The organism is Brevibacterium sp. K11IcPPYGO002 (assembly GCF_050920635.1).
Taxonomy (GTDB): Bacteria; Actinomycetota; Actinomycetes; order Actinomycetales; family Brevibacteriaceae; genus Brevibacterium.
This window is the reverse complement of the sequence record NZ_CP131929.1, coordinates 3,250,917-3,272,353: the sequence shown is the minus strand read 5'-3', so window position 1 is coordinate 3,272,353 and position 21,437 is coordinate 3,250,917. Positions and strand designations below refer to the sequence as shown.

Below are 21,437 nucleotides of genomic sequence, written 5' to 3'. Positions count from 1 at the left end.
GACAATGCTCGACGTTCTCTCCGCCGCTGCCACCCGGCTCTTCGACTCGCAGGAGCCGCAGGATGTCGCCGTCGCGACGATCATCGCAACCGAAGGGTCGGTTCCGCGCCCGGCGGGAACCTCGATGCTCGTCGACGCCGCCGACGGAATCGTCGGCTCCCTCACCGGCGGCTGCGTCGAAGCAGCCGTGCTCGAGGCGTGCCGGGACGCGCTCGCCACCGGAGACGCCTCGGTGCAGGGTTTCGGCTACAGCGATGAGGATGCCTTTGCCGTCGGGCTCATGTGCGGTGGCCGCATCGACGTGCTCATCCAGCCCTTCCGCTCGGGCTGTCCCGTCCTGCGCTCGGACAGTGAACCGGCTGCCGTGGTGCTGAGGCTGCCCTCCGACGACGCCCGGGCCCCAGCGGCAGCTGTCTCCGCCGCCGCTGTGGACGGGAGTACCGGGCAGAGCACCGATTCGTTGGCCGTCAGCCTCGAGCCTCTGGTGCCTGACGCCGTGGTCGAGACCGCGGTCCAGCGCGTCGGGGCCTTCATCCGCAGCGGTCGCACCGGCAGGGTCCGGCTTGCTCCGCCGGAGGGCGGCCGCGAGCCGATCGAGCTGTTCGTCGAGACCCGCATCACCCCGGCCCATCTGCTCGTGGTCGGAGCCAACGCCTTCGGTCTCGCCCTCGTCGAGGCGGCCAGGCCCTTGGGACTGCGCATCACCGTGTGCGACCCCCGTCCGGCCTTCGCCGACCCGGCATCGTATCCCGGCGCCGAGGTGGTCCGGGCCTGGCCGCACCGATTCCTCGTCGAGGCAGCCGCCACCGGTGAGCTCGACGACCGGAGCATGATCTGCGTCCTCAGCCACGATCCGAAGGTCGACATCCCCACCCTGACCGCCGCGCTCGACCTCGACGTGGCCTATGTCGGGGCGATGGGTTCGCGTCGCAGCGACCGCGACCGCCGCGCGGCCCTGCGTGAAGCAGGAGTGGAGAGCCCGGCGCTGGCGCGGCTGCATTCGCCGATCGGTCTCGATCTCGAGACATTCACCCCCGCCGAGGTGGCTGTGTCGATTCTCGCGGAGATCCTCGCCGTCCGCGGCGGCCGTCGACAGGTCGTTCCGCTCAGCGGCGATGCCTGACGGCGGCCCGCAGCCGGTGCAGATCCGCCGGCACATCGACATCGGCACCGTCATCGAGATCGGAGCAGTCGATGAGGTCGACGACGGATCTGTGTGCTTCGAGCAGACCACGGGCACCGATGTCGCCGTGTGCGGCAGCCGCCGCCTGGCCCGTCCAACTCGCGTCGAAGAGCACGGGGTGACCGCGCCGAAGCTGCCCCTTCGAGTCTCGGTGGCCCGCAGCGGTGATCCTACCGGGACTGTGGGCAGCGATGACTCGGGCGACTTCGGCAGCACAGATGCCTGGACGGTCCACGGGCGTGACCATGACATCCGGTCCCGGCCCGATCGCCTGCAGACCCCGGCGCAGCGAGGTCCCCATTCCCGAAGGCCAGTCAGGATTGAAGGCGATGGACACGCGGTCACGCCCGGCAAGCGCACTCGCGACCTCCTCGCCACAGGCTCCGGTGACGACTGTGACATCCTGGCAGCCACCTTCGAGCAGGGCGAGGACGACCGACTCGATCAGGGTGAGGCCGTCATCGCACGGCAGCAGCGCCTTCGGCCCTCGGCCGAGGCGTCGCCCCGCACCGGCGGCGAGAACGAGACCTCTCGGAAGCTGGCCGGCGAAAGACTGACTCGGACGTGTCGCGTCGGCCCCGCCGTTCACGTGGGCAGGAACGCGTCGCCGAAGACCGGCAGATCGCGCACTCGCACTCCGGTGGCGTTGAAGGCGGCGTTCGCGATCGCGGCTGCGGCACCGACGATGCCGATCTCACCGATGCCGCGGGCACCGAGAGGACCGGCGTGCGGGTCCTCCTCATCGAGCCAATCCGCCTCGATGTCGGTGATGTCGGCGTTGACGGGCACATGATACTCCGCGAGGTCGTGGTTGACGACGTGACCGAAGCGGGGGTCGAGTTCGCCCTTCTCATGCAGTGCCATTCCCACGCCCATGGTCATGCCGCCGACGAACTGTGAGCGTGCGGTGCTCGGGTTGACGATCCGCCCGGCGGAGAACATGCCGAACATGCGTCGCAGCCGGATCTCACCGGTGGTCGGCTGGATGCGGACCTCAGCGAAATGGGCGCCGAAGGAGTGCAGGGCGAACTTCTCCGCCGCGGGATTGGCCTCGGCCTCACCGTGGGCCTCAGCGCCGACGGCGGGATCGGCTCCGTGCTCGGTACGGAGCGCCTGCGCTGCGGCGACGATTGCGGTACTCCAACTCGCCAGGCCCGTGGATCCGCCGGCCACGGTCGCATTCGGCAGCGCGGTGTCGCCGATTCGCAGCTCCACCTGCCCGAAGGGGACGCCGAGGGCGTCCGCGGCAGCCTGAGACAGAGCCGTCCACGTCCCGGTGCCCAGGTCGGCGGCACCGATCGAGACCTCGAAGCCCTCGGGCGTGCGGCGGATCCGCGCAACGGAGCCCGGCTGCCGGCCGGCCGGATAGGTCGACGAAGCCACCCCCATGCCGATGAGCCACCCGTTCTCCCAGCGAGTGCGCGGCTGCGGATTCCGCTGCTCCCAACCGAAGCGGTCCGCACCTTTCCGCAGGCAGTCGATGAGGCGGCGCTGGTTGAATGGCAGCCCGGTGTCCGGGTCGGTGGTCGGCTCATTGCGCACCCGCAGCTCAATGGGGTCGAGCCCGGCGGCCGCGGCGAGTTCGTCCATGGCGATCTCGAGTCCGACCATGCCCGGCGCCTCACCGGGCGCACGCATCCATGACGGCACCGGCACGTCGAACGGAACCACCCGCTGGGTGAGGCGGCGGTTGTCGCCGGCGTACATCATGCGGCCCGGCTTCGTCGCCTCCTCGGGGAACTCCTTGGTCTGCGAGGACATGGAGACCGCATCATAGGCGAAGGCCGTGAGCGTGCCGTCGGCTCGTGCTCCCAAGCGGATGTGCTGCAGGGTCGGAGCCCGATAGCCGGTGATCGAGAACATCTGCTGCCGGGTCACGGCGTATTTCACCGGCCGGCCCGGCACCGCCTGCGCGGCCAGGGCCGCAAGCATCATATCCGCATGGGGGACGCCCTTGGAGCCGAAGCCCCCGCCGACGTGCGGGGAGATGATGCGGATCTTCTCCTGCTCCACTCCGAGGATCGGCGCCAATGTCGCGCGAGCGGGATGCACCCCCTGCGTCGAGGTCCACAGGGTCAGTTCGTCTCCGTCCCAGCGGGCGACGGTGGTGTGCGGTTCCATGGGGTTGTTGTGCTCCATTGGAGTGCTGTAGCGCGCATCGACGCCCACGGCCGCCTCGGCGAGGGCCGCGTCGACATCGCCGGCGCGCACATCTCCGCTGCCCGACTCCGGTTCCCGGGAATCAGGATGATCTTCTCGCAGTTCGACATCGTGATCGTCCTGCACATAGGTGATCTCGACGAGGCCCGCCGCGTGGCGGGCCTGCTCGGGGGTGGTGGCGATGACGGCACCGAGGTACTGGCCGCGGAACCCGATCTCAGCAGAGCGCAGGATCGCGAGCTCACCGTCATCCGTGTTCGCCAGCTCGGGGGCGTTGTCGTGGGTGAGCACATGCTCCACCCCCTCCGCAGCTTCGGCTGCCGAGAGGTCGATGTGCGCTGCCCGCCCGCGGGCGATCTGCGCCTGCAGCGGGTGGAGGAAGAGCGGATCGTCGAGAGGGTGCTCGTAGGCGTAGGGGGCGAGGCCGCGGACCTTGTCGGGGCCGTCGAGGCGGACCTGATGGGTGCCGACGGCTGTGGTCGTGAGCAGGTCACTCATGAGTGTCCTCCGTGGTCGCTTCCGCCGTCGTCGCCGAGGCTCCGCTGAGCTCGGCGAGCACGGTGCTGATGGTGCCGCGAGTCATCTGGACTTTGAAGCGGTTGCCGGCGAGGGGTTCGGCCGCCTCGAGCTCGGCGTCGGCTGCTGCCAGGAACATCTCCTGGTTCGGTTCCGCGCCGCGCAGCACCGCCTCGGCGGCACGGGCCCGCCAGGGTTTGTGGGCGACGCCGCCGAGGGCGATCGCGGCCTCACGGATGACCGGTGCGGGCGCTGCCGTGTCGACGTCGACTCGGGCCGCGACGGAGACGAGAGCGAAAGCGTAGGAGGCGCGGTCGCGGATCTTCCGATATGTCGAGGCCCCGGGGCGCGGAGGAGGGAGCTCGAGGGCGGTGATGAGCTCGCCGTGTTCGAGGACCGTGTCCTGCTCGGGGCGATCCCCGGGCAGCCGATGGAGCTCGGTGACCGGGATACGGCGCTCACCGGTCGCACCGAGGATGACGACCGTGGCATCGAGTACGGTCAGAGCGACGGCCATATCCGAGGGATGCGTGGCCACGCAGTCCGCTGAGACACCGAGGATCGCGTGGTAGCGGGTGTAGCCGCCGATGGCCGAGCAGCCGGATCCGGGTTCGCGTTTGTTGCAGGGGGTCGTCGTGTCCTGGAAGTACACGCACCGGGTGCGCTGCAGCAGGTTCCCGCCCATCGTGGCCGCGTTGCGCAGCTGACCGGAGGCACCGGAGAGCAGGGCACGCGAGAGCATCGGGTAGTCGCGTCGGATGCGCGGGTCGGCGGCGGCGTCGCTGTTGCGCACCATCGCACCGATCCGCAGGCCCCCGTCGTCGAGTGCCTCGACCTCCGTGAGCTCGAGCCGGTTGATGTCGACGACGAGGTCCGGTTCTGCGACTCCGAGTTTGAGATGATCGACGAGGTTCGTGCCTCCCGCCAGGAACACCGCTTCGGGACGGTCGGTGACAGTCGTGACGGCGCCGGCGGCATCGGCGGCGCGTTCGTAGTCGAAGGGATTCATCGTGACTCCTCTGCGGCTCGGCTCACGGCCGCGACGATGTTGACATAGGCTCCGCAGCGGCAGAGGTTGCCGCTCATCCGTTCGCGGATCTCCTCCTCGGACAGCTCGACCGGTCCCTCGAGGTCATCGGTGACCACGCTCGGTGCGTCGTCGGCGGCTTCGGCCAGCATGCCGGCGGCCGAGCAGACCTGGCCCGGTGTGCAGTACCCGCACTGGAACGCGTCGTGGGCGAGGAATGCCCGATGCAGAGTGGAGAGCTCACCCTCGGGGGCCAGACCGTCGGCCGTCGTGACTTCGGCGCCGTCGTGGGTGAGCGCGAGCGCCAGGCAGGAGTTGAGCCGACGGCCGTCGACGAGGACGGTGCAGGCCCCGCACTGGCCGTGGTCGCAGCCCTTCTTCGCAGACATCACCCCCAACCGGTCCCGCAGCGCATCGAGAAGAGTGGTTCTAGAATCCACGACCAGAGTGTGCTCCTGGCCGTCGACGGTGAAGTGCAGCGAATGTCCCATGTGGGAGCCTCCAGACAGCATTGTCGACGTCCGCCAAACCTAACCCCGTTCGGAAGCCGCGACAAGAGGGGTCAGCTTTTGCCATCGCGGGGTCGGACTCCCACAGCGGCGATGGTCGGGCGCTCTCGCACCCCCTGTTGCCTATGACTGTCTCCGACTACCGTGAAAGGACGATCTTGGGTATGAGCCCGAACGGTGCACAGGAGGAGGTGCCCAGTGGCACGCCGCGAGCAGAAGGTCACAGCCGAGGGCCATCGGCTGACATTGAGCAATCTGGACAAGGTCCTCTACCCGGAGACCGGCACGACGAAGGGCGAGATCCTCGACTACTGCGCCAGGATCGCCCCGCACCTCATCCGCCATGCCCGGGACCGGATCGCCACGCGCAAACGCTGGGTCGACGGCGTCGGCACTCCCGATGACCCCGGAGAAGTGTTCTTCGAGAAGAACCTCCCGGACTCCGCCCCGTCGTGGATCCGCTCTCGCGCGATCCGGCACTCCACCGGCACCAAACGTTATCCCCTGGTCAACGATCTCGCGACTCTGACGTACCTCACGCAGATGGCCGCGCTCGAGATCCATGTGCCCCAGTGGAGGGTGAGCGCCGGAGCGAAGGACCCCGGCACGATCGGCTCGGAGACCCGCTTCCCCGACCGGATGGTCTTCGACCTCGACCCCGGCCCCGGGCGCGGCCTGGCCGACTGCATCGAGGTGGCCCAGCTCGTGCGCGAAGTGCTCGAGGGCATGGACCTCGAGATCTACCCGGTGACCAGCGGATCGAAAGGCGTCCACCTGTATGCACCGCTGGACGGTTCGGTGAGCTCTCAGCACGTCTCCGACGTCGCTCATGAGCTCGCCCGCAGCCTGGAAACCGACCACACGAAGCTCATCGTCTCGGCGATGAAGAAGACGCTGCGGGAGAACAAGGTCCTCATCGACTGGTCGCAGAACTCGGCGTCGAAGACCACGGTGGCTCCGTATTCTCTGCGCGGACGCTTCACCCCCATGGTCGCCGCACCGCGCAGGTGGGACGAATTCGACGACCCGGCCGCCGTCGAGCAGGTGCGCTTCGAGGAGATCCTCGACCGGATCGACGATGTCGGGGACCTCCTCGAACCACTCGCCGAGTCGGTCGGAGGAACCGCCTCGGCGCCGGAGTCGAGGTCCGATTCGGGGTCCCGAGCCGACCCGAAGTCGGACGAGGACCCGGAAGCCGAGCCCGACCGACTGGAGGTCTACCGCTCCAAACGGAACCCGAAACGCACGAGCGAACCCGTCCCAGCGAAACAGGGAACGAGCGGGGACGAACTGACCTTCGTCATCCAGGAACACCATGCGAGGAGCCTCCACTGGGACTTCCGACTCGAACACGACGGTGTGCTGGTCTCCTGGGCGCTGCCGAAGGGGCCGCCGACGGACCCGGGGAAGAACCACCTGGCGGTCCAGACCGAGGATCACCCCCTCGAATACGGCAGCTTCGCAGGCACGATCCCGAAAGGGGAGTACGGAGCCGGCGACGTCGAGATCTGGGACTCCGGAACCTGCGACATCGAGAAGTGGAGCGAGGGCAAGGAGATCATCGCGGTCCTCCACGGGCGTGAGAACGGCGGCCTCGGGGGAGTGCGGCGGTTCGCCCTGTTCAACACCGGGAGCCACGGTCCGAACAAGGACCCGGAGAAGAACTGGATGATCCACCTCATGGAGGACGAGCCGAAGAAGCAGTCGGCGCCAGCGGATCTGTCCCCGATGCTCGCGAGCATAGGAGACATCGATTCCGTGCGCAGGGAAGCCGAGGACTGGGCCTTCGAGATGAAGTGGGACGGCATCCGTGCCCTGGCCAGGGTGCAGCCGGGTGACGGGGACCGAAGCAGCATCGAGCTGACCAGCCGCAACGGCCACGATATGACGAGCACCTATCCGGAGCTTCGCGAACTGACCGACTGCGTCGATGTCGACTGCGTCCTCGACGGGGAGATCGTCGCCCTCGGGCAGGGCGGCAGACCGGATTTCGGGAGACTTCAGCGCAGAATGGGACTGAGCCGGGAGCGTGACGTCGAACGAGAACGGCGACGCACCCCCGTCTACCTCATGCTCTTCGACGTCCTCCTCGCCGACGGGACCTCGCTGCTCCGCGACCCCTACACGGAACGGCGCGAACGTCTGTTCGAACTCGTGACCGAGAGCGAGCACATCCATGTTCCCGACGCCTTCGAAGGAAGCGTCGACGCCGCCTTCGAGTCCAGCCGGAAGCTTCGCCTCGAAGGGGTGATGGCGAAGCGGACCGACAGCGTCTATCTCCCCGGAAAACGCACCCGCACCTGGGCCAAGCTCAAGCACGCTTCGACGCGTGATGTCATCATCGTCGGCTGGCGGACCGGAGAAGGCGAACGCTCGGACAGCTTCGCCTCACTGCTGGTCGCCGCCCATGACGACGACGGGCTCCACTACCTGGGCCGCGTGGGCACCGGGTTCGACGAGGCGGCCCTGCGGAGTCTGCGCTCCAGCCTCGACCGCCGGTCGCGGAAGACGGCGGCACTCACGGTGCCGGCCGCCGAGTCGCGAGATGCCCACTGGGTGCGACCCGACCTCGTCGGAGAGGTCCGGTTCTCGGGCCTGACCGAGGCCGGACGCCTGCGGCACCCGGTCTGGCGCGGCCTGCGCTCCGACATCGACGCAGAGGATGTCCGCGTCTGAGCTGCCTCGGCTGAAGTGCGGTCGCTCAGACCGAACGGAACGTTCCCGAATCGGCCCTGGACCAGTCGCTGCTCCAGGACTCGGGCGGCTGCGCCAGCAGCTCTCCTGGTTCGAGCCAGTCGTAGAGCTCGCCGTACGACAGGTGTTCGTTGCGGCCGATGTTGCGGTGGAGCTGCTGTGGGGAGAGCTCGGTGGGATCGCTGACGCCCATCGAGGCCATGATCTCCACGGCCTGCTGTACGGTCGCCTCCTGATAGTTCCGCACCCGTTCGCTCTTGTCACCCACGTGCAGCGCCCTCTGCCGCTTGGGGTCCTGGGTGGTGACACCGACCGGGCACTGTCCGGTATGGCAGATCTGCGCCTGAATGCAGCCGACAGCCATCATCATGGCGCGGGCCGAGTTCGTATAGTCTGCCCCCTGGATGAGGCGTTTGACGATGTCGTTGCCAGCGGCGACCTTCCCGCTGGCGCCGATGCGGATCCGATCTCGCAGGCCTGTTCCGACCAGCGCATTGTGGACGGTGAGCAGGCCGTCGGTCAGCGGAGTGCCCACGTGATCCTCGTACTCCAGGGGAGCGGCACCCGTGCCGCCCTCGGAACCGTCGACGATGATGAAGTCGGGTGCGGTCCCGACCTCGAGCATCGCCTTGCAGATCGCGAGCACATCCGTGCGGGATCCCACGCAGAGTTTGAATCCCGCAGGCTTGCCGCCCGAGAGCTCGCGCATCCGGGCGATGAACTCGATGAGTTCGACCGGGGTGCTGAAGACGTTGTGGGCGGCCGGGCTCACGCACTTCTCTCCCTGCGGGACGCCTCGGGTCCGGGCGATCTCGGCGTTGACCTTCGCCGCGGGCAGCACGCCTCCGATTCCGGGCTTCGCGCCCTGGCTCAGTTTGAGCAAGACGCACTTGACCTGGTCGCGGGAGCTTTGGTCGGCGAACTGGGCGGGGTCGAAGTCGCCGCTGTCGGCCCTCGCGCCGAAATAGCCCGACCCGATCTCCCAGACGAGGTCGCCGCCGTTCTCGAGGTGGTAGTCGGAGATCCCGCCCTCGCCGGTGTCGTGGGCGAAGCCGCCGAGGCCGGCACCGCGGTTGAGCGCCCTGACCGCGTTGGGCGACAAGGATCCGAAGCTCATGGCCGAGACGTTGAGCAGCGCCATGCTGTAGGGCTTGGCACAGTCGGGTCCGCCCACTTGCACGCGAGGCGTCTGGTGGGGAACCGCGACGGGTGCGGTGGAGTGGATGAGGAACTCATAGCCGACGGCGTTGACGTCCCGTTCGGTGCCGAAGGCCAGCTCTCCGTGGATTCCCTTCGCGCGTTCGTAGACGAGGGAGCGGATGTCTCGGTCGAAGGGCCGTCCGTCCCAGTTGCGTTCGATGAAGTACTGCTGGAGTTCGGGTCGGAGAGTCTCCAACAGGAATCGCAGGTGACCGACGACCGGATAGTTGCGCAGAATCGAGTGCTTGCGCTGCAGCAGGTCGTACGCGGCCACGCCGACGATGGCGAGCACCACCGCACCGAGAACCCACCACGCCCACGGTCCGACGGCTGCCGCCCAGGCCGCGGCCACCAGTCCGATCAGCGCTGACGTGATCGCCAGGAAACGCCCCATGGAAAACTCCTCACTCCGAGTACTGAGTCGAGGTCGAGACGACCCCGTCTCCCTCACTCCATCGTGGACCTCTTGAGAGCACTTGGGAAATGAACGGGAGCATCAGCGGGAAGCCTGCTTGTCTTCGGTGTCGTCGGTGCCGTTGTCGTTGAAGCCGATGAGGTCATAGCCCATCTCGGCGAGTTCCTCGTCCTCGGAACCGGGTGGAGTCGTGCCGTCTATGGGACGGCCGGCTGTCTCGTTGAAGAAGTGGATGCCGATGAGCCCGATGACTCCGGCGGCGACGAGGTAGACGGCGGGGAAGAGTTCGAAACCGGTCTTCTGGATGACGAAGGTGTTGACCGCCGCGGTCGTGCCGCCGAAGATCGCCGTGGAGATGTTGTAGCCGATGGCGAACCCGGAGAAGCGCACCTGCGTGGGGAAGATCGCCGGCAGTGTCGCCGAGACGCAGGATTGGAGCATGACCTGGAGCAGGGCGATGATGCCCAATCCCAGGACCTGCAGGCCGGTGCCTTCGGCCTGGATGAGCAGGAACGCGGGAACAGAGAGGATGATGAACCCGATCGCCGAGGTGTAGAGGACCGGTTTGCGCCCGATGGTGTCGGTCAGCCGGCCCAGCGGAGTGATGACGACCATCATCGACGCCAGCACGATGACGAGCGTGAAGTTGCTCTCGACCTCCGAATGGCCCAATGTGCTGCTGAGGTAGGTGGGCATGTATGTGAGCACCATGTACTGACCGATGTTGAGCAGAACCACGAAGGCCATGAGCATGGTGATCTGCTTCGAGTAACCGCGGAAGAGATCTCGGAAGGGCTTCTTCGTCGTCTGCTGCCGAGTCGTCGCCGCGGAGAAGGCTTCGGGCTCATCGAGCTTCATCCGCAGCCACAGTGCGATCCCGCCGAGCGGGAGCGTGAGCAGGAACGGCAGCCGCCACCAGCCGGCGTCCATACCGTCGCTGCCGACGAAGACGAGCAGAACGGTGCAGACCAGTGCCGCCGAGGCGGTTCCGGCCAAGGTGCCGAGCTCGAGGAACGAACCGCAGAAGCCTCGGCGCTTGTCCGGTGCCGACTCTGCCATGTAGACGGCCGCACCACCGTACTCTCCACCCGTGGAGAAGCCCTGGACCATCCGGCACAGCAGCAGGAGCACGGGAGCGAACGCACCCAGGGTGGCATAAGTCGGCAGGATGCCGATCAGCGTCGTCGGGATGGTCATCATGATGATGGTGAGGACCATGATGTGCTGTCGCCCTACCTTGTCGCCGAGGGGGCCGAGGACGAACCCGCCCAAGGGCCGGAAGACGAACGAGAGGGCGAGGAAGGCGAAAGTCAGCGCCACACCCCACTCGCCGGGGAAGAACGCATTGGCGATGTAGACGGAGACGTAGGAGTAGACACCGTAGTCGAACCATTCGACGGCATTGCCGAGGGCGGACCCGCTGATGGCTCGTCTGAGTGTGCGTCTGTCTCGGGCCGGCATCGTCTTGATGTCGATGCCGTCGGGCGTGGGGATCTTCTCATCGGATTCGTTCACGGCGTCTGTCCTCCCGTCTGTGGTTGTCTCAGTTCCGTGGTCTCTCAACGGATTCTGACCGGCAGGTTAGCACTGCGACCAGGGCGTCTGCGCCCCCTTACGGGAACGGGGCAACTGCGTTAGTCTCGGGGGCCTGTTTCCAGGGCGCGCTCGGGCTCGCAGGCAAGGAGCAGGGCGTTGACACGTCGAAGTTCGTCGTCAACTCGCAGGTCGGGATCGGTAAGGAGGGTGAGAGCTTCGGCCTGTCGGTGAGACTCAATGCCGCCCGTGGCACCATCCCCGTCGAGGTCGTCGTGGTCGGAGCCCGCCTGAGGACTTCATCCCTCCTCGCTGTCACGTCTGCATGGCTTCGACAGTGCCGATGCCTGTCACCGGCGCAGCACGGTCGACACCGAGTGCTCAGGTGTCGGTACGTGACCACACACGGTGTTCGGCCAACGATGCCGCGATGTAGTCGACGACCTCACCCAGCTCCGATCCGAAGCAGACCCCGGCGGCGGTGCGCTCGAAGTCGCAGTCGTCCAACAGAGTGCAGGCGTCGCCGTATGCGCCGATGGGCTTGAGATGTCGCCACGATTCCGAGACGAGCAGAGCGATCTCCGTGGTCGGCTCTACTCCATCGGCGAGGATGATGGAGTCGAACTCCACCGACCTCATCGTCGAATAGGTGCGTTCGACACGGATAGCTGAGTCCCCGGTTCCATAGTGGCCCCCGGACGGCGCGACGAGCAGCGGGAGCATCTTCTTCTCTCTGACGAGACTGTGGACGCGTTGGATTCCGTCGATCGGCGTGTCCGTGCCGACGACGAGTCCGACTCTCCGGCCGGCGATGGGCCATCGCCGGCCGACCTGCGACAGTGCCGGGCTGGGTGCGACGTCGGACGGAGCCGAGTGCTGCGGTGGATCGAGGCCCAGTCCCGCTGCCACGTCCGCGCACAGTCGAGCGTCGACCGCTGCGAGCACGCGGAGCTGACGCTTCCGAATCGTTTCCTCATAGCATTTCCCGAGTTCGAAGACGAAGGCATCGACCACGTGCTCTCTTTCGGTCTCGGACAGGCTCAGCCAGAACATTCGCGGTTGGCTGAAGTGATCATCGAACGATTCGGGTGATCTGCGTTCCCTGACCGACTCCGGCACTGTCTGCGGAATGTCGTTGAGGGCGTGCGCATCGGTCGCCGAGGTGGGATTGCCGCCGTCGAGCGAGTTGGGCTTGTACGGCGCCGCACCGGTGTGCACGGCCGACTGGTGCATGCCGTCGCGGAGCATATCGTTGACCGGGCAGCGCGGTCGATTGATCGGCAGCTGGGAGAAGTTCGGCCCTCCGAGGCGGGAGATCTGTGTGTCGAGGTAGGAGAAGAGGCGGCCCTGCAAGAGCGGATCGTCGGTGACATCGATTCCCGGCACGAGGTGTCCCGGGTGGAACGCAACCTGCTCCGTTTCGGCGAAGTAGTTCTTCGGATTGCGATCCAGGGTGAGGAGTCCGACAGTGTGGACCGGAGCGAGTTCTTCGGGGACCAGCTTCGTCGGGTCGAGGAGGTCGATGCCTTCGAACGTCTGGTCGTCGGTATCGGGCATGATCTGCAGGCCCAGTTCCCATCTCGGGCAGTCGCCGCTTTCGATGGCGTCGGCAAGATCGCGTCGGTGGAAATCGGGGTCGAATCCGTTGACCAGCTGCGCTTCTTCCCAGAGCAGCGAGTGCACGCCGTTCTCGGGCTTCCAATGGAACTTCACCAAAGATGTCTCACCAGCGGCGTTCTCCATTCGGAAGGTGTTGACCCCGAACCCCTCCATCATTCGGAATGATCGGGGGATCGCCCTGTCGGACATCTGCCACATCGTGTGGTGCGTCGCCTCAGTGTGCAGCGACACGAAGTCCCAGAAGGTGTCGTGGGCGCTCTGAGCCTGCGGGATCTCGCGGTCAGGCTGCGGTTTGGCCGCGTGGATGATGTCGGGGAACTTCAGCGCGTCCTGGATGAAGAAGACGGGGAAGTTGTTTCCCACGAGGTCGAAGACACCGTCGGAGGTGTAGAACTTCGTCGCGAATCCGCGCGTATCGCGTGCGACGTCGGCCGAGCCGCGTGATCCGACGACCGTGGAGAAGCGGGTGAACACTTCGGTCACCGCATCTTTCTGCAGGAATGTGGCTTTCGTCACCGCCTCGGCTCCGTCGTAGGCGCGGAAGAACCCGTGCGCGGCGGCGCCGCGGGCGTGAACGACGCGTTCCGGGATGCGCTCATGGTCGAAGTGAGTGATCTTCTCCCGCAGGTGGTGGTCTTGCATCAGCACGGGCCCGCGAGGCCCTGCCTTGAGCGAGTGGTTGGTATCGCGTAGACGACCGCCTTGGGCGGTGGTGTGGTAGTCGCCCTGTTGAGCCTGCCCCGAACCGGCGTCGTTGCTCTTCGCGCCTGTCGGCGTCGTCGGTTGGGGCCCGCGCTGGTCCGGCTTCGTCTCAGGCGGGCCCTGCGGGGTCGTGGGCTCCTCGAGGTTCGGGGTCTGTGATGTGGGTTTGCCGGGAACTATCGGAGTTTCGGATGACATGGCACCTGTCCTCATCGTTGAGTGATTCTTGTCCACGTGGTCACCGTATTTCCACGGGGGAAGACGAACAATCCCCCTTACGAAAGCCGGTTCCTTCGGCTATGGTGTTGGGGCTTGTGCTGGTTGGGTGGGAATGGTCCGATCACAATTCGGAACCTGCCGATCGCAGATCCGGACAGACCGGAGCCCCGGCGGACCGGGGATCCGCCTGCTCCAACTTTGCTGGCTGCAGACCGGCCCGCGGACGACGGGACTCATCTCCGCATGGCGGGCTCGCGATTCCCCTTATGGGCGGATCGCCCTTTCCTCGTTGCCGTGTCCGGGAGTGAGATCACCCAACTGTGATGGCCGCAGGGGAGTGAAGCCGTCCGCGACCTCCACCGAAGACACACGTGCCGTAGTGCAGACGTGATCGCCTCCGTCGTCAAGCATCGCGACTCGTTCGACGAGGAGGCGATTCGGAAGGTCTGCGAGCAGTGGAACGCCGTCGTCGGAGAGAGCGAAGTCCAGTCCGGTGAATTTGTCCATGTCCGATCCGGAACGCGACCCGAAGTACCGCGCCAGTTCGCGGTCGGCGGTGGTGGGGAAATGGACGGCGAAGTGATCGGCTCGCAGCGCCACCCGGTAGGTGTGGTTGGCCTTCGACAGCCAGAAGCAGTAGTGCTCCGGATCGATGCTCGCCTGCGAATGGAAACCGACCAGACAGCCGGCCCGTTCACCCTCCGCCGAGGTGGTGACGACGATGAGCGGGGAATCGACCGATCCCATGAGGTCGTCGAGAGCGGTGCTCATAACCGTCCGTCCTCCGGCGTCTTCGACTCATAGCGGAGGAAGAGGGTGTCGTCGGCGACCATCGTCGATTTCAGCGAGAAGTCTGCGATGCCGGCTCCCGGCGGCGCGACGCTCACGGGCAGCGGATCGCCTCCCATCATCGGTGAGATCGACAGGCACAGTTCGTCGAGGCGGTCGGCGGCGACGAGCTCTCCGAGCCATCGTGGCCCGCCTTCGCAGAGCACGACCTGGTAGCCGAGACCGGCCAGGGCCTGCAGGGCCTTCGCCGGTTCGACGCGATCTTCGCCGGCGATGATGATCGTGGCGGCCTGTTCCGCGGCGGCCAGCTGCTCGGGATCGGCCTTCGCACAGGTGATGACGATGGTGCGTGCGTGCTCCGGGGCTCCGGCGAAGACCGGTGAGGACCAGTCGAGGTCGAGGCTGCGACTGACCACCGCCACCGGCGGCATCTCGGACTGGCCCCGATCTCGGCGCTGCGCTCGGGCGGACTCGCTCAGCCGCATCGGCGCATAGCCTTCGCTGCGGACCGTCTGCGCGCCGACCATGACGACATCGGCGATCTGCCGCATCCGCCGAAACAGGTTCTGATCCGGTTCTGTCGACAGCGCGCCGACGCGTCCGTTGATGGCGGCCGTGCCGTCGAGACCGGCCACCATGTGTCCGGTCACCCAGCATTCGTGCCGCGGCTGGGTGCGGTCGACCTCGAGATAGGGTGTCAGCGGGTCCGGGAGCGGGGCGCTGCGTTCGAGTGGCTCCATCCGTGCAGTCTACTGAAGGTCGCAGTCACCGGAGCCGCCGATTTTCTCACTCTCACCCGGAGCCGCTGACTACCCGTTGGTCGAGGGACTCAGTTCGTCCAGGCGTCGTCGGTGAAGTAGCCGTCGATGAATCCGGGCAGTCGGTGCCCGTCCTTCGCGGTCTCGAGCGTATAGGGAGCGACGTGGAACCCGGCCTTGTCGAGCTCGCGCATCTTGTTCGTCGGCAGGTTCTTGCTCGGCCCGACCCATTCGATTCCGGCGTCCCTGATCTCGGCCGGTGATTCCTTCGGCATGGTCGACCCCATGAGGTAGAGCGAGGTGTAGCCGCGGTCGGCGATCGCCTTCGCCGCGTCGAAGTCGAACGACTGGACGACGAGGGAGTCCTTGAGCCCGCGTTCGTCGAATTCGTCGAGGACGCGGTCGACCTCGTCGGGGGTGGCTCCGGGCTTGATCTCGGGCACCATGACGACCTCGCCGCCCATTTCGTCGAGGAGTTCGTCGAGGGTGACGGTGGCGGCTTCTTCTCCGCCGGTCGGATGCTTGATGGTGGCGGAGTCCCATTCCTCACGGCTGAGGTCCCGGATGGGCCCGGTTGCGCCGCTGAGGGTGCGGTCGGCGGTGTCGTCGTGGATGAGGACGGGGGTGCCGTCTGCGAGGAACTGGATGTCCATCTCGGGGAGGAATCCGTCCTTCGCCGAGGCGGTGAACCCTTCCATGGATTCCTCCGGGTAGACCTCGGCGCCGCCTCGGTGGGAGATCGTGGTCGGGAAGTCGAGGTCGGCGACCCTGTCAGGGGCAGTGTAATCGCCTGCGGAGCCGAGCCCCGGAGCGTCACCGGCGGAGCCGAGCCCGGTAGCCGCCGCCGGGGCGAGACCGGCACCGACGGTGGCCGAGGCCGCGAGAACCGCAGCGGCGAGAATCGTGAACGGACGGGTGCGTGTGGATGTCTCTGTCTGTGTCTTCACGTCCGCGACGCTACGAAGCCCAAGTGATCGAGGGGCGACGACGCCGTGAACGTCATCGGCCCAGTGGGCGAACGGGTGGGAAATGAAGACCTGCGCCGAGGCGGCCGCCCCGTCAGGTCACCTCGTCACATCCACTTCTTGACGCGGAAGACGACATAGAGCACGACGCCCAGCCCGAGCATGAGCCCCAGCGCCATCGGATAGCCGAAGGCCCAATGCAGCTCGGGCATATCGTCGAAGTTCATACCGTAGATCGCTCCGACGAGGGTGGGCGCGAAGAGGATCGCCGCCCACCCGGAGATCTTCTTCATATCCTCGTTCTGCCGCTGCGCGACGAGGGTGGAGTTGACGTTGAGGATCTGCGACAGGGACTCTCGCAGCTCGCCCGCCTCGGCGAGAACCCGGGTGAGGTGGTCGGTGACGTCATCGAGATAGGCGCGCAGCTCATCGGGGATCGCGTACTTGGCTGCACCATTGCCCAGTGCCTGCGTCAGGCGATTGAGATGGGTCGAATTGTGGAGGACATCGATGACCTCTTGGCTGAGGAGGTAGATGCGCTCGGCTGCGGCGGTGTCCCCGCTGAACACCTGACGTTCGATTCCGTCCTTGTCATCCTGCAGTCCGTCGAGGACGGGGAAGTACCCATCGACTGCGGTATCGAGCAGGCGGTAGATGAGAGCCTCGGGGCCGAGGGCGAGCAGCTCGCGGTCTTTCGTCCAGCTGCGCTTCTCGTTCGTGAAGTACTCCTGGATTCCATCTGTGTCCGGCGGAATCGGAGTGCCGTCGATGAACCGGTCTCCCTGGCAGATGATGACGAGAACGTCGTCCTTCATCAGCAAGTGGAACTCGTTGAAATCGACTTCCTCTTTCGCGTCGATGTAGACCGCCGATTTGAGGACGACGAAGAGCACATCACCGTATCGCTCGACCTTGGCCCGCTGGTTCGCATGGAAGAGGTCATCGACGAGAACCGGATGCAGGTCCCACGTCGAGGCGACCTCCGCGAACAGCCCGGGAGCGGGCCTGGGGATGACGATCTGCGTGATCGAACCGGGAACGGACGAGCCGGAGCCGTCCGGGGCATGTGCAGACAGCGCGTCGGCGAAGGACCGGACGACGTTCATCTCCCGCGGTTCACTGTCGATGATGCGGCGGCTGAACAGCGTCGGTGCCTCGGTGGACTTCGCTTCTGACCCGACCGCCGGTCGCTTGCGCAGTGACGGTCGTGCGGGCTTGTCTCTGCGGACTCTTGCCATTGTGCTCCCTTTCCTCTGACAGCTCCTCAACGGTACTGCACACCTATGTCGTCCTCAGGACGCAGCAAGTGGGAGGCGAAATGCTTTATCGTCGAATTCTCAGACCGGGTGCGGTGCCTGCGCCAAATCTCTGACTGCGCCCGTGCGCAGATGGGGTTAGAGTGGCAACCGGTCGGCATCGTCGCGGACCGGAAGCCCACCACGAGGAGCATGAGAGCACGGAGCCGTAGATCATGCCACGAATATTCCTCCGCCTTTGGCGCCGCTACCGGGATACAGCACTCTTCTTGAAGATGACGGCCGGGTTCGTCCTCGGACTCATCGTTGCCTTCGTCTTCGGAGAGAAGGCGCAGGCGCTGTCACCGATCGGTGACATCCTGCTCAACCTCCTCCAGCTGATCGTCATCCCGATCATCATGGTGACGCTGATCGACGCGGTCAACAGCACGCGCCCCGGAAACCTCGTCAGGGTCGCCTTCAAGACCTTCGCCTTCTACATCCTCACGACGATCGCCGCCGTCGTCATCAGCCTGTCCCTGGCGCTTCTGGTCAAACCGGGGACCGGGCTCCAGCGCCCTGAAAAGGGCGCAGAGACACCCGAGGCCCCCTCATTCGTCGACCAGCTCGTCGGCATATTCCCCGAGAACATCTTCAAGGCTCTGGTCGACGGCAACATCCTCGCTCTGATATTCGTGGCCATGATCGTCGGCCTCACGATGGCAGGCATGCGCCGCTCGTCCGATTCGACGATCTCCGGCTTCGGGAAGCTCGTGTACGACCTCGTACTCGCGGCCAAGGAGATGACGTTCCGCATCCTTGCAGGGATACTCCAATTTGCGCCGTTCGGTATCGCAGCCCTGGTGGCGAGCGATATCGGCAGCCAAGGACTCGATGCACTGGCGGCCCTGGGCAAACTGACCGGCGTCGTCTACACCGGTCTGGCAGCGCAGATCCTCCTCGTCTATATTCCGCTGCTGCTGCTCAATCGGATTCCGGTCGGCGGATTCTTCCGCGTCGCCGGTGCGCCGATGGCCACGGCGTTCACGACTCAGAGCAGCTCAGGGACGATCCCTGTGTCGCTGGAGGCGACGAGGAAAGCAAACATCCGCCAAGAGGTCGCAGGCTTCGTCATCCCATTGGGTGCGACCATCAACATGGACGGGGCGGTCATCCGTCTGGGGGCGTCGGTGGTGCTGGCTGCCAATATCGTCGGCCATGACATGTCCGTGCTCGAACTCGGCGCGATCGTCCTCACGGCCACGTTCGTCTCGATCGGCACCGCAGGAGTCCCCGGCGCCGGACTCATCGGATTGACGATCCTGTTGCAGCAAGCCGGTCTCCCGCTCGAGACCGTCGCTCTGGTCGCCGGTGTCGACGTTCTGCTCGGAATGGGGGCGACGATGATCAACATCACCGGCGACCTCGTCGGAGTCCACCTCATCGACAAGAGTGAGAAGCGGATCAGCCAGGGCAGCCGAGGATTGTAGCCCTTTCACTCGAATCACGGGAGGGGTAGCGAAGGCTCCGTCATTCTGAAAGCGTGAGGGCACAGTCCGCACACGTGCTCACCCGAAGATACGGCGAGGAGGAGCTGCTCATGGACTACACCCGACTCGGGAACTCAGGCCTGCGCGTCTCACGGCTGGCTCTGGGGACCATTCCCTTCGGATCCGGTGGCGGATTCGAGAGGATCGCAGGGGTCTGCGGAGATGACGCTCGACGCCAGTTCCGCGAAGCCCTGGACCGTGGAGTGAACTTCATCGATACAGCCAACCTCTACTCGGCCGGGGACGCGGAAAGAGTCCTCGGCGAGATCATGGGCGACAAACGCGATGAAGTCATCCTCACCTCCAAGGCGCGGATGCCCACCGGAGAAGGCCCGAACGACTCCGGGGCAAGCAGACAGCATCTGATGCGAGCAGTCGAGGACAGTCTCGAACGACTGCGCACCGATCATCTCGATCTGCTCTACATCCACCAATGGGACGGGCAGACGCCGATCACGGAGACCATCGCCACCGCCAACGAGATGATCCGGGCCGGGAAGATCCGGTATTGGGGAGTCTCGAACTTCAGTGCCTGGCAGCTGACGAAGACCGTCTACGAAGCGCAGCTGGCGGGCCTCGAAGGTCCGATCTCCCAGCAGGTGTACTACACCCCCGAGGCACGCGAGATCGAATACGAGATGATCCCGGCTGCCCGTGACCTGGACGTGGCGACCTTCGGCTGGAGCCCGCTGGGGGAAGGTCTCCTCAATGGGAAGGTCAGACGAGGCCGGCAGACGCCCTCGGACACCCGTCAGGGTACCGGTTGGCCGGAGCCCCACGTCACTGATGAGAAGCGGGCCTATGATCTCATCGAACTCTTCGCTCAGATTGCGAACGAGCTGGACTGGTCGATCCCGCAGGTCGTGATCTCCTGGATCCTTGATCGCCCGGGTGTGGACGGCACGGTGATCGCGGCCCGGAAGTTCGACCATCTCACCGAGGATCTGGATGCCGCGGAGCTGACGCTTCCGGCCGAAGCCCGGGATCGGATCACCGTGGCGTCTCAGCTGCCTGCGTATTATCCGCATTGGCACAGAATGATGACAGCGCAGGACCGGCCCGAGCCCGCCGAGGCTGAGTTCCACGCCGAGCAGCGTCGCCATGTCTTCGGGGACGAGCAATAGTTCAACGCGACAACACAGATACGAATCACAGATGAAGGAGAAACACCGATGACCACACGTGACGAACTTCGTGCAGAGAAGGCCCTGCAGGGGATGGAATTCCCCGCTTCGAAGACCGAGCTCATCGACTATGCGACCGAACGCTCGGCCACGGCGAAGACGCTTCAGGCTCTGCGGGTTCTGCCGGATCGGCAGTTCGAGAACAAGGACGATGTCGTCGAGGCCGTGCCGCAGGAGCCCGAAGGCGACGCACCCGGAGGTGTGCACCGATGAGATCGGCCAGCGCACTGACGAAGTGACAGAAGACAGCGAATCGGAAGAAGGTGTTTGAATATGCGCAGTGATGAGTTCCTCAACCACGTCACCGAGATCGGCGGACCCAGCGATCCGGAAAGTGCTGCCGTCGTAACTCGGACGGTATTGGATAACCTCGGGAAACAGCTCAAAGGCGGAGAGGCGGCCGATCTGGCCGCCCAGCTTCCTGCCGAACTGCAGGAGCCGCTCCAACGGCACGGTTCGGAAGCCCCGCTGACCGACGACGTCGATGATTTCCTCCGGCGTCTGGCTGACCAGCTGGGCGAGGGGGTCGATCCTGAAACCGCCCGTGTCTATGCGCGTGCGGTGCTCTCGACGCTTGACGCCGCGGTCTCAGAGGGCGAGGTCGACGATCTCCGCTCACAGCTGCCCGCGGGCTTCGCACCGCTGTTCGAAGCCTGATCTCTGCTTCGCCCCTCACTCTGGTGAAGGCACGGTCTTCGCCGGAGTGAGGGGCGATCTGTCTCCGGCGTGATGGCCGCCTATGAAGCCGCCGCCGCCAACACCGGCGAGACGAACGAATCACAGGGCCCAGTGGCAGCGCACAGCGGGCGGATTCCATCCGATTTGTCGAGGGCTGCGAATACGTGAGTATGGACGAGGGCATTCAGCCAAGAGGGGCGAAGCTGGCCGAGGTAATTGACTACTGGAAGCTGTCCCTCGACGGAGTCTGGCTGCACAGCGTCAGCTTGGGCAGTGACCTGAGCGAGTTGGAAATCGATGCCTATCTACACGGAGTCTTCGGACTCTCCGGCCATCAGCACGACATCATTGCGCAAGCCGTCAACGAACTCATCGACATGCTTCCGGATCCGCCTCGGGCCTCCTTCAGCAGCGAACCCGACCTCGACGAGGTTGAGCCTCTCGCTCCGGATGACGACTTCGGGGCGTAGCTCTCACTCTGAGGCCTCGTCGGGTTGCGC

Annotated in this window: 18 protein-coding genes; 7 read left to right on the top strand and 11 right to left on the bottom strand. The window is 65.7% G+C overall.

All coding sequences use genetic code 11. The annotated features are described in order from the left end of the window. Positions 1–4: 4 nt before the first annotated feature. A complete protein-coding gene (locus QYM46_RS15000; RefSeq protein WP_432791747.1) occupies positions 5–1,123 on the top strand; it encodes an XdhC family protein in 1,119 nt (372 codons plus the stop codon). Here QYM46_RS15000 and QYM46_RS14995 read toward each other — a convergent pair. Genes QYM46_RS14995 through QYM46_RS14980 form a run of 4 tightly spaced genes read right to left on the bottom strand, consistent with a single transcriptional unit; the run spans position 1,107 to position 5,377 of the window. Then, complete coding sequence (locus QYM46_RS14995; RefSeq protein WP_432789600.1) at positions 1,107–1,772, bottom strand: nucleotidyltransferase family protein; 666 nt, start codon at positions 1,770–1,772, stop codon at positions 1,107–1,109. The two genes, QYM46_RS15000 and QYM46_RS14995, sit on opposite strands and share 17 nt — an antisense overlap. After that, on the bottom strand, positions 1,769–3,841 hold the full coding sequence (locus QYM46_RS14990) for a xanthine dehydrogenase family protein molybdopterin-binding subunit (protein ID WP_432789599.1): 2,073 nt from the start codon (positions 3,839–3,841) through the stop codon (positions 1,769–1,771). The genes QYM46_RS14995 and QYM46_RS14990 overlap by 4 nt, the downstream gene beginning before the upstream one ends. Further along, on the bottom strand, positions 3,834–4,868 hold the full coding sequence (locus tag QYM46_RS14985) for an FAD binding domain-containing protein (RefSeq protein ID WP_432789598.1): 1,035 nt from the start codon (positions 4,866–4,868) through the stop codon (positions 3,834–3,836). The genes QYM46_RS14990 and QYM46_RS14985 overlap by 8 nt, the downstream gene beginning before the upstream one ends. After that, positions 4,865–5,377, bottom strand: a complete 513-nt coding sequence (locus QYM46_RS14980) for a (2Fe-2S)-binding protein (RefSeq protein WP_432789597.1) — start codon at positions 5,375–5,377, stop codon at positions 4,865–4,867. Before QYM46_RS14980 ends, QYM46_RS14985 begins: the two co-directional genes overlap by 4 nt. A gap of 216 nt (positions 5,378–5,593) precedes the next feature. Between QYM46_RS14980 and QYM46_RS14975 the strand changes: the two genes are divergently transcribed. Next, positions 5,594–8,071 (top strand): ATP-dependent DNA ligase, encoded by a 2,478-nt coding sequence (locus QYM46_RS14975; protein WP_432789596.1) that lies wholly within the window; start codon positions 5,594–5,596, stop codon positions 8,069–8,071. 25 nt (positions 8,072–8,096) lie between these two features. Here QYM46_RS14975 and QYM46_RS14970 read toward each other — a convergent pair whose 3' ends face one another. From QYM46_RS14970 to QYM46_RS14940, 7 genes are all read right to left on the bottom strand, one after another. Next, complete coding sequence (locus tag QYM46_RS14970; RefSeq protein WP_432789595.1) at positions 8,097–9,683, bottom strand: FMN-binding glutamate synthase family protein; 1,587 nt, start codon at positions 9,681–9,683, stop codon at positions 8,097–8,099. A gap of 102 nt (positions 9,684–9,785) precedes the next feature. Further along, complete coding sequence (locus QYM46_RS14965; RefSeq protein WP_432789594.1) at positions 9,786–11,219, bottom strand: MFS transporter; 1,434 nt, start codon at positions 11,217–11,219, stop codon at positions 9,786–9,788. A gap of 399 nt (positions 11,220–11,618) precedes the next feature. Then, the gene (locus QYM46_RS14960) at positions 11,619–13,757 is read right to left on the bottom strand and encodes a catalase (protein ID WP_432789593.1); all 2,139 of its coding nucleotides are present in this window, start codon (positions 13,755–13,757) and stop codon (positions 11,619–11,621) included. A gap of 285 nt (positions 13,758–14,042) precedes the next feature. Continuing rightward, positions 14,043–14,549: a flavin reductase family protein gene (locus QYM46_RS14955; protein ID WP_432789592.1), complete on the bottom strand. Its 507-nt coding sequence runs from the start codon at positions 14,547–14,549 to the stop codon at positions 14,043–14,045. Continuing rightward, positions 14,546–15,307, bottom strand: a complete 762-nt coding sequence (locus QYM46_RS14950; protein WP_432789591.1) for a pyrimidine reductase family protein — start codon at positions 15,305–15,307, stop codon at positions 14,546–14,548. The genes QYM46_RS14955 and QYM46_RS14950 overlap by 4 nt, the downstream gene beginning before the upstream one ends. Before the next feature lie 89 nt (positions 15,308–15,396). Then, complete coding sequence (locus QYM46_RS14945; protein WP_432789590.1) at positions 15,397–16,272, bottom strand: glycerophosphodiester phosphodiesterase; 876 nt, start codon at positions 16,270–16,272, stop codon at positions 15,397–15,399. A gap of 125 nt (positions 16,273–16,397) precedes the next feature. Further along, entirely contained in the window at positions 16,398–17,528 is a 1,131-nt protein-coding gene (locus QYM46_RS14940; RefSeq protein WP_432789589.1) for a magnesium and cobalt transport protein CorA, read from the bottom strand. A 293-nt stretch (positions 17,529–17,821) separates the two neighbouring features. Here QYM46_RS14940 and QYM46_RS14935 point away from each other — a divergent pair, with 293 nt between their 5' ends. The 5 genes from QYM46_RS14935 (at position 17,822) to QYM46_RS14915 (ending at position 21,407) form a co-directional block, all read left to right on the top strand. Then, on the top strand, positions 17,822–19,015 hold the full coding sequence (locus tag QYM46_RS14935; RefSeq protein WP_432791746.1) for a dicarboxylate/amino acid:cation symporter: 1,194 nt from the start codon (positions 17,822–17,824) through the stop codon (positions 19,013–19,015). Positions 19,016–19,068: 53 nt separating this feature from the next. After that, a complete protein-coding gene (locus QYM46_RS14930) occupies positions 19,069–20,199 on the top strand; it encodes an aldo/keto reductase (RefSeq protein WP_432789588.1) in 1,131 nt (376 codons plus the stop codon). Positions 20,200–20,247: 48 nt separating this feature from the next. After that, a complete protein-coding gene (locus QYM46_RS14925; RefSeq protein ID WP_169253050.1) occupies positions 20,248–20,472 on the top strand; it encodes a DUF2795 domain-containing protein in 225 nt (74 codons plus the stop codon). Between the two features lie 60 nt (positions 20,473–20,532). Then, positions 20,533–20,916, top strand: a complete 384-nt coding sequence (locus QYM46_RS14920) for a DUF2267 domain-containing protein (RefSeq protein ID WP_169253049.1) — start codon at positions 20,533–20,535, stop codon at positions 20,914–20,916. A gap of 191 nt (positions 20,917–21,107) precedes the next feature. Continuing rightward, positions 21,108–21,407: a hypothetical protein gene (locus QYM46_RS14915; protein ID WP_432789586.1), complete on the top strand. Its 300-nt coding sequence runs from the start codon at positions 21,108–21,110 to the stop codon at positions 21,405–21,407. Positions 21,408–21,437 lie beyond the last annotated feature (30 nt).